The 8,189-nt window shown below is 43.9% G+C and carries 6 protein-coding genes; 5 read left to right on the plus strand and 1 reads right to left on the minus strand.

Going from position 1 to position 8,189, the window contains the following annotated elements:
- Positions 1 to 4: 4 nt before the first annotated feature.
- Positions 5 to 2,200, plus strand: coding sequence for an OmpA family protein (locus AC5JMK_RS11100; protein ID WP_495910081.1), 2,196 nt, complete (start codon positions 5 to 7; stop codon positions 2,198 to 2,200).
- A 123-nt stretch (positions 2,201 to 2,323) separates the two neighbouring features.
- Positions 2,324 to 4,561: an SdrD B-like domain-containing protein gene (locus tag AC5JMK_RS11105; protein ID WP_495910082.1), complete on the plus strand. Its 2,238-nt coding sequence runs from the start codon at positions 2,324 to 2,326 to the stop codon at positions 4,559 to 4,561.
- A 197-nt stretch (positions 4,562 to 4,758) separates the two neighbouring features.
- Here the strand turns inward: AC5JMK_RS11105 and AC5JMK_RS11110 are convergent, their stop codons facing one another.
- Positions 4,759 to 5,169: a universal stress protein gene (locus AC5JMK_RS11110; protein ID WP_096674092.1), complete on the minus strand. Its 411-nt coding sequence runs from the start codon at positions 5,167 to 5,169 to the stop codon at positions 4,759 to 4,761.
- Between the two features lie 219 nt (positions 5,170 to 5,388).
- Between AC5JMK_RS11110 and AC5JMK_RS11115 the strand changes: the two genes are divergently transcribed.
- From AC5JMK_RS11115 to AC5JMK_RS11125, 3 genes are all read left to right on the plus strand, one after another.
- A complete protein-coding gene (locus tag AC5JMK_RS11115; protein ID WP_495910083.1) occupies positions 5,389 to 6,591 on the plus strand; it encodes a phosphoglycerate kinase in 1,203 nt (400 codons plus the stop codon).
- A gap of 130 nt (positions 6,592 to 6,721) precedes the next feature.
- Positions 6,722 to 7,339: an NUDIX hydrolase gene (locus AC5JMK_RS11120; protein WP_096674096.1), complete on the plus strand. Its 618-nt coding sequence runs from the start codon at positions 6,722 to 6,724 to the stop codon at positions 7,337 to 7,339.
- 248 nt (positions 7,340 to 7,587) lie between these two features.
- Positions 7,588 to 8,160 (plus strand): toll/interleukin-1 receptor domain-containing protein, encoded by a 573-nt coding sequence (locus AC5JMK_RS11125; RefSeq protein WP_495910084.1) that lies wholly within the window; start codon positions 7,588 to 7,590, stop codon positions 8,158 to 8,160.
- Positions 8,161 to 8,189 lie beyond the last annotated feature (29 nt).

Consider the following 8,189-nt stretch of genomic DNA (forward strand, 5'->3'; position numbering starts at 1 on the left):
AGTAATGTCCAAGTTGAAAGAAAGAAGGCAAAAGGCAAAAGGAATAATTTACCTTTTACCTTTAACTGTGTACCTTTTACCTCCAGAAGTTGCTTTTGCTCAAACCCCCACTCCTGCTGTGCGAGTGGTGGTAAATAGCAGTCAAGATGGGAGTCCTACGCCTGATAATGCTGTGACTTTACGGGAAGCGATCGCGATCGTCAATGGTACACTACCAACAGCAAAACTCAGTGCAGCCGAAAAAGCACAGGTTACACCAACCACAGGCGGTGGTTCTCGAATTGAGTTTAATTTACCTGCTGCTACAACTACCATCGAGTTACAAACACAACTACCAGATTTAGCCACTCCCGGATTAGTTATCGATGGCTCAACTCAACCAGGATACGATTCACAAGGTTCAGCAACGGCGGAAATTGCCATTCCTGTTCCAGTAGTAGCAATCACTCCCGCAGCAAATAAAGAGATTTTGCGTGGATTGACTGTAGTTGCTGATGGTGTGACGATTCGCGGCTTGAGCATTTACGGTTTTACGGGTAAACCGATCAAACAGATTTTGGGAAATTTGGCTTTTGACACTGATCCCAAGCCAGTAACTCTCACTACACCACCAGGGGATATTGTCATTGCTCACCGTTTCCCACCTCCAGATATCAGCCGTCAAAAACCGCCCAATGATAGTTTTCCCTTCCGCGCCTCTGACGTGCCACCCAAAAATGTTGTGATTGAAAACAACTGGCTGGGATTAACAACTAATGAGCAAATGCCAGAGCAAACCTCAGCATTTGGGGTTTATGTTTTTAACTCCCAAGGAACAACAATCCGGCGTAACCGAATTTATTACCATGATGGCAGTGCTGTAATTACATCAGTACGTGGTGAAAATACGGTAGTGCAAGAAAATATTCTCGTTGCTAATGGTATTGCCGGGATGCCTGATGCCTTGAGATTTGAAGGTTTGGTAAACAAGTCGCAAATTTTAGGTAATTTGATTTGTGGAAACGATGGGGCTGGTGTGTATTTATTCAAACCCCAAGGTGGCGTAACAATTCAGAATAACAAAATCACTTACAACGGCAGACGCTTACGCAGGTCAGCAATTTACCTGATGGGTAGTAATCACCAGGTAGTTGGTAATGAAATTGACTATCAAGCTGGACCGGGGGTCGTGGTGTCGGCTTTTCCCAGAAATGATGTTGGTCAGAGAAAACCTGGTGTTAAGAATATCATTCAAAATAATAAATTTGCGGCGTTAGAAGGTTTGAGTATTGACCTGAATACCGAGCAAAATCTGGATGTGAGCGACTTTCAAGTGGGAGATGGCCCCAACCCGCGCCGTGATTCCCCTAACCGTCGCCTCGAAACTGGGAATGGGGCGATTAATGCTCCCGAATTTAAGCAAAGGGCATTTCCGCCCACAGCTAACAATGTTACTTTGCAGGGTAAAGCAGATCGCGGTTCGCAAGTAACAATTTACCGCTTAGGTGATTATCAACGGGGTTACGGTGCATTAAGTCAACCATTGGCAACTGTACCTGTAGATCAGAGTGGTAACTTTAGCGCCACAGTCGAGAACTTGCAAACAGGAGATGTAGTCAGTGCGATCGCCACCGATCCGCAATATGGGACATCGGAACCAGCCCTAGCAGCAATTATTGGCACTGATGGCACAAAACCGAATTTGCAGCCCAGTTCTATACCAAACCAGCCTCCACAGTGTACTTCTCGACCAGTACCCCCACCACCACCAGAACCACCAGCACCACCCCCACCACCACCAGAACCACCAGAAACTATCCGCATCCAAGCACCAAATAACGTCCACTTTGCCTTAGATAAATCCTTTATTAGTGCAGAAAGTGCTGCTGTCTTAGATCGGGTAGCAGTAGTATTGCAAAAATATCCTTTCATCGTTGTCGAATTAGAAGGTCACACTGACCCTCGCGCCAGCAATGCGTATAACTTGGCACTGGGTAAACGTCGGGCCTTAGCTGTGAGAAATTACCTGTTGCGTAAGGGTATTACTCCAGAACGGATGACCATTCGTTCTTTCGGTGAAACCCAACGGAAAACAGAAGGTAATAGCCGCGTAGATTACGCACGCGATCGCCGTACAGAAATCATCTACAAAGACGTACGAGGTATTGAACTCATCGTCGAACCACAAGAACAAGACTTGCAAATTGAGTCTCCAAGGTAGGGATTGGGGATCGGGGATCTCGGACAAGGAAGTAATTTTTCTGCCCACACTTCCCACACTCCTCATTCCCAAATTCCCGATCCCCGATCCCTATTTTCAAATAGAATATTTAGGAACTAAGAAATGAAAACTCTATTTAAACATTTAAATTTTTATCCCTGTGGGGGTACGCTGCTAGCAGCGCTATTGGCTATTCCTCAAATTCCTCTGCAAGGAAGTATTTCCAATGAAAAAGCTGTTGCACAACAAGCAAGTTGTCCAGCTGGTACAACACAAGAAACTCTCAACTGGGGAACAACTAATTTTCAAACCGCAAACTTTAATCAAACTTTCAACATTGGTGGCGTTAGTACTAATTTTCAAATGACGGAAAACCCAGCAGGATTTATCCGAGATCAACCACCTCAAGTTATTGGCCCGGTTCCCTACGGGGTTGTCGCTGGCCCCTATGGTGGCATTAATAGTCCATATTTGCGCTGGGGAATAGATGCTACACAAAGTCCACAAGGTAATTCAACACTGACTATCACTTTTGCTCAACCAGTGACATTACCTGTTCCACTGACATTATTGGATGTGGATCGCGATCGCCAAGACGAACTTCCTTATCAGGATCAGGTTACAGTTACTGCATCCAATCAAGGTCAAAATGTACCAGTTACTCTGACTAACATTGGATCTGGTGCAGTTGCTCAAATAGTTAGCAATAATGTGGCGCGAGGAGCCGATCCGCGTGTGGGGCCAGGAAATTCACCTAATGATAGGAATTTAGGTAATGTTTTTGCGACATTTGCTCAACCTGTCACCCAAATTCGGATTGTCTACGAGAGTGGGCCTTTACCGTACGCCGAAAATCAAACACCTCAACAAGATGAAACTATAGGTATTGCGGATATAACTATCTGTGCGCCTTCGGGAACAGGTTCCATTGGTGATACTGTCTTTAATGATACCAATGGTAACGGTCAACAAGATTTAGGTGAACCAGGAGTTGGCAATGTTCCCCTCACCCTCACTCTGCCAGGACCCGACGGACAGCTAGGTACTGCTGACGATACCACCCAGACAACAAATACCAATGCCAATGGTAATTATTCTTTCACTAATTTGCCCCCAGGCCCTTACAGAGTAACTGTCACTCCTCCTGCTAACTTTTCAGAAGTCACAACTGGTGGTGGTAGGCAAGTTAATGTGACTCTAAATCCTGGTCAGTCTTTAGATACCGTTGATTTTGGCTTGCGTCAACCACTAGGTAGTATTGGTGACACTGTTTTTAATGATACTAATGGTAACGGTCAACAAGATTCAGGCGAACCAGGAGTTGGCAATGTTCCCCTCACTCTAACTCTACCAGGTCCTGACGGACAGTTAGGTACTGCCGACGATACCACCCAGACAACAAATACCAATGCCAACGGTAATTATTCTTTTAGCAATTTGCCAGCAGGCCCTTACAGAGTAACTGTCACTCCTCCTACTAACTTACCAGATGTCACAACTGGTGGTGGTAGACAAACTGATGTGACATTGAATCCCGGTCAGTCGTTAGATACGGTTGATTTTGGCTTGCGCCGACCGCCTGGTGGTACAATCGGGGACTTTGTGTTCACAGATCGAAATGGCAACGGCAGTGCTGATAATGGTGATACAGGAATATCTAATGTTACCTTAACTCTACGCAATAGTACTGGTCAAGTTGTGAGTACAACTCGTACTGATAACAACGGTAATTATTTGTTTACTGGTTTGCAGCCGGGTAACTACACTGTAGAGGTGACACAACCAAGTGATTTCACAGCCACAACCAGCAGGACTTTAACGGCTAATATAACTGACACTAACTCCGAAAATCTCAACATTGACTTTGGTTTCCGTCCTGGTCAGGTAGGTGCATCTGGAGAAACCAATCTGCGGATAGTCAAGCGCATCACCAATGCTTTTAAAAATAATCAGCCGATCAGTGGTGTCAGCTTCAACACTTTTATCAATGACCCCAATAATAATGATGACGACAGATTACAGCAAGCTGGGCGATCGCCTGTTGGTCAAATTAATCTCCAACCACCCTTAAACAGTGGTGATCAAGTCGAGTACACAGTTTATTTTTTGGCTGATGGTACTCAGCAACTGCAAAATGCTAGGTTCTGCGATCTAATTCCAGCAGGTACAAGCTATGTTTCTAATAGTCTCTCAGTAAATGGAATTAGCAACCAAGGACAGGTATTATCACCTCTAGCACCATTACAAGATTTTGCCAATATTTGTGGTGGTAGCAACAATAAAGGTGCAGTGGTTGTCGGGCCAGCTAACATTCCTGGTGGACAGACTGGTTTGATTCGCTTTCGGGTAACGGTTGATTAAATAATAAGGGTGTAGGGGTATAAGGGTATGGGGTGTAAGGGTGGTTAAAAAATCGACTTTTGAAACACCAAGACACCAAGACACGAAGGTGAAAAGACCAAAAATCGGTATTTTTGTGAAGATTTTTACCCACCTTGAAAGGGCTACCCCTATACTCTTACACCCTTACACCCTTACACCCTTACACCCTCACACCCTTAAGTTACAATCAACACCGGACAAGGAGACAAATTAATCACACGGTTTGTAACACTCTCATGAGCGCCTTCGTCAGTTAAACCAAGTCCCCGACAGCCCATAACGATTAAATTTGCTTCTACCTCATCAGCTACATCACAAATGACAAATGCGGGTTTACCCTGTCTTTCAATTGTTTCAGTGGGAATTCCTTGTTGGGAAAATGCGGTTTTAGCTGTCTCTAGGAGTTTGGCAACATTTTCTGGTGAGGACATGACGACATCCTCTTTTGGTGCATCTGTATCTGGTTCTTCCACCACACTCAAAAGCACTAAACGGCTACTGTACTTTTGTACAACATCAATCACGACATTGATCGCTTCTTGAGTTTCCCGACTTTGATCAATTGGAAACAGAACTTTTTTGAACATTGCATTCACCTGTTGCTTGATAGAGTTTACTGTCTGCTTCCTGCTTTTGGTAGAGCATGAGAGTGGCTATTTATCCATATGTTTTGGTATTGTCACCGCAGACAATTAACAAGAAACTAATCACTTAACAATTCTTTGCACCACGTACTCCTGTACAATCACAGAATAGAGTCTACTAAATGTAAAACATAACAAAAAGGCAATCAGGAGGTTTGTGACGTGTCAAAGAAAACTTTAGCAAATTTATCTGCAACTGACTTGTCTGGAAAACGTGCGTTTGTACGGGTTGATTTTAACGTACCTGTAGATGATGCAGGTAAGATCACAGATGATACTCGCATTCGCGCAGCTCTACCAACTATCCAAGATTTGGTGCAGAAGGGAGCTAAGGTGATTCTAGCAAGCCATTTCGGGCGTCCCAAGGGTGTAGATGAAAAATTGCGTCTGACTCCGGTTGCTAAACGTCTTTCTGAGTTGTTAGGACAAGAAGTTGTTAAAACTGATGACTGCATCGGTGATGATGTTGCAGCCAAAGTCGGGGCTTTACAAAACGGACAAGTAATGTTGCTGGAAAATGTTCGTTTTTACAAAGAAGAAGAAAAAAATGATCCCGAATTTGCGAAGAAATTAGCGGCTAACGCTGATTTATATGTTAACGACGCTTTTGGTACAGCACACCGCGCCCATGCTTCCACTGAGGGTGTAACACAATTTTTGAGTCCTTCTGTGGCTGGATATTTGGTTGAAAAGGAATTGCAATACTTGCAAAGTGCAATTGAAAATCCCCAACGTCCTTTAGCTGCAATCATTGGTGGTTCCAAAGTTTCCAGCAAAATTGGTGTCATTGAAACACTGTTAGAAAAATGCGACAAGCTAATCATCGGCGGTGGAATGATTTTCACTTTCTACAAAGCCCGTGGCTTGAGTGTTGGTAAATCTTTGGTGGAAGAAGACAAGCTAGAGTTAGCCAAGTCTTTGGAAGCGAAAGCGAAAGAAAAGGGCGTTAGCTTATTGTTACCTACAGATGTGGTAGTCGCTGATAAATTTGCTGCTGATGCCAATTCTCAAACCGTTAGTATTGAGAACATCCCCGATGGTTGGATGGGCTTGGATATTGGACCTGACTCTGTGAAATTGTTCCAAGACGCTTTGGCTGATTGTAAGTCAGTAGTTTGGAACGGGCCGATGGGCGTATTTGAATTTGATAAATTTGCCGTTGGTACAGAAGCGATCGCCCACACTTTGGCTGACATCAGCAAAAACGGTGCAACCACCATCATCGGTGGTGGCGACTCTGTAGCAGCAGTCGAAAAAGTCGGTTTAGCCGATCAAATGAGCCATATTTCCACTGGTGGTGGCGCTAGCTTAGAGTTGCTAGAAGGTAAGGTATTACCTGGAATTGCAGCACTTGATGAAGCGTAATTAGAGATAAGGGAAGAGGGGACACGGGGACACGGGGACGCGGAGACACGGAGATATTATTAACACTTCTCCCTTGTCTCTTGCTCACCGCGTCTTTGCGTCTTCTCAAAATCCCCAATCCCCAAAAAATATGGAACCCAAATGGTTAGAATGGGCGCAAAAACTACAAGCGATCGCTCAAACTGGGCTAACTTTTTCTGAAAATCCGTATGATCTAGAACGGTTTCAAGCAATACAGGCGATCGCGGCGGAAATTTTGGCAACTCACACCAACGCTGAACTGAGTTATATTTTGGATCTCTTTGATCGTGATGTCGGATATGCGACTCCCAAAGTAGATGTGCGCGGTGCAGTATTTCGCGATGATTGTATATTACTGGTAAAAGAACGAGTTGACAGTTGTTGGACATTACCTGGTGGCTGGGCTGATATTGGTTTTTCACCCAGTGAAGTAGTCGTCAAAGAAATATTTGAAGAATCAGGATATCTGACACGCGCTGTCAAACTCCTAGCAGTCTACGACAGAAATAGACAAGGACATCCACCCTATCCCCATTACATTTACAAACTATTTTTTCTGTGCGAACTGATTGGCGGTTCCCCCACACCCAGCATTGAGACAGAAGCAGTGGGTTTTTTCCTGGAAAATGAAATTCCCGAATTATCGATTGGGCGTGTAACATCAGCACAAATCACCCGACTTTTTCAACATTACCGCAACCCAGATTTACCAGCAGACTTTGATTAGTTTGACATTTTGATTGATAAATCCAGGGTGCGATCGCTGAATATAATCAAGAATTTTATAGAACATCGGTGCTTTGATTTTGCTTGTGTTGGGGCATTTTACCAGAGTTTTATAATCATCATAGAGAATTAATTAAATTTGCTTAGTTATATATGCGCGATCGCATTGTATTCAAAACCGTATCTGTAAGTCTGCCTTTTGTCATTCTCAAGACTTTGGCAATTGTCGCAGACGTGGGAGAGTGATAAGTGGAACAGTTTGATGTGTTTCTTTGCCACAATAGTAAGGATAAGCCTGCGGTTATTCAAGTTGCCCAGCAGTTACAAGACAAGGGAATTAAACCTTGGCTGGACATTTGGCATTTACGCCCTGGTTTTTCTTGGCAACGTGCATTAGAGCAGCAGATCAACCAGATTGCATCCGCAGCAGTTTTTGTAGGAAAATCAGGATTTGGCCCTTGGCAAAGTCAAGAAGTTGATGCGTTTCTAAGAGCATTTGTGAATAGGCAATGTCCGGTTATTCCGGTACTTTTATCAAATGCTCCTACAAAGCCACAACTACCTTTATTTCTTCAAGGTTTAACTTGGGTAGATTTTCGACAGCAACATCCTGATCCAATGGAACAGTTGATTTGGGGAATTACTGGACACAGACCAAACACACAAACTGGAACTGGATCATCTCAAAAATACCCACCAATAATAGACAGGAGAGAATTTTTGAAATGGGCGGGTTGGGGAAGTGTAGGCTTAGTAACAACAGTGGTGGGTCGAGAGATTTTTATCAAACTAAATCATTGGACTTTGGACAAAAAAGAATGAGTTCGCGTAAATTCTACGCGAACTCAACA

The organism is Pelatocladus sp. (assembly GCF_059505505.1).

Bases quoted from the DNA above. Each gene is read 5' to 3' on its own strand.
- AC5JMK_RS11100 (WP_495910081.1), top strand. From the start codon at position 5: ATGTCCAAGTTGAAAGAAAGAAGGCAAAAGGCAAAAGGAATAATTTAC.
- AC5JMK_RS11105 (WP_495910082.1), top strand. From the start codon at position 2,324: ATGAAAACTCTATTTAAACATTTAAATTTTTATCCCTGTGGGGGTACG.
- AC5JMK_RS11110 (WP_096674092.1), bottom strand. From the start codon at position 5,169: ATGTTCAAAAAAGTTCTGTTTCCAATTGATCAAAGTCGGGAAACTCAA.
- AC5JMK_RS11120 (WP_096674096.1), top strand. From the start codon at position 6,722: ATGGAACCCAAATGGTTAGAATGGGCGCAAAAACTACAAGCGATCGCT.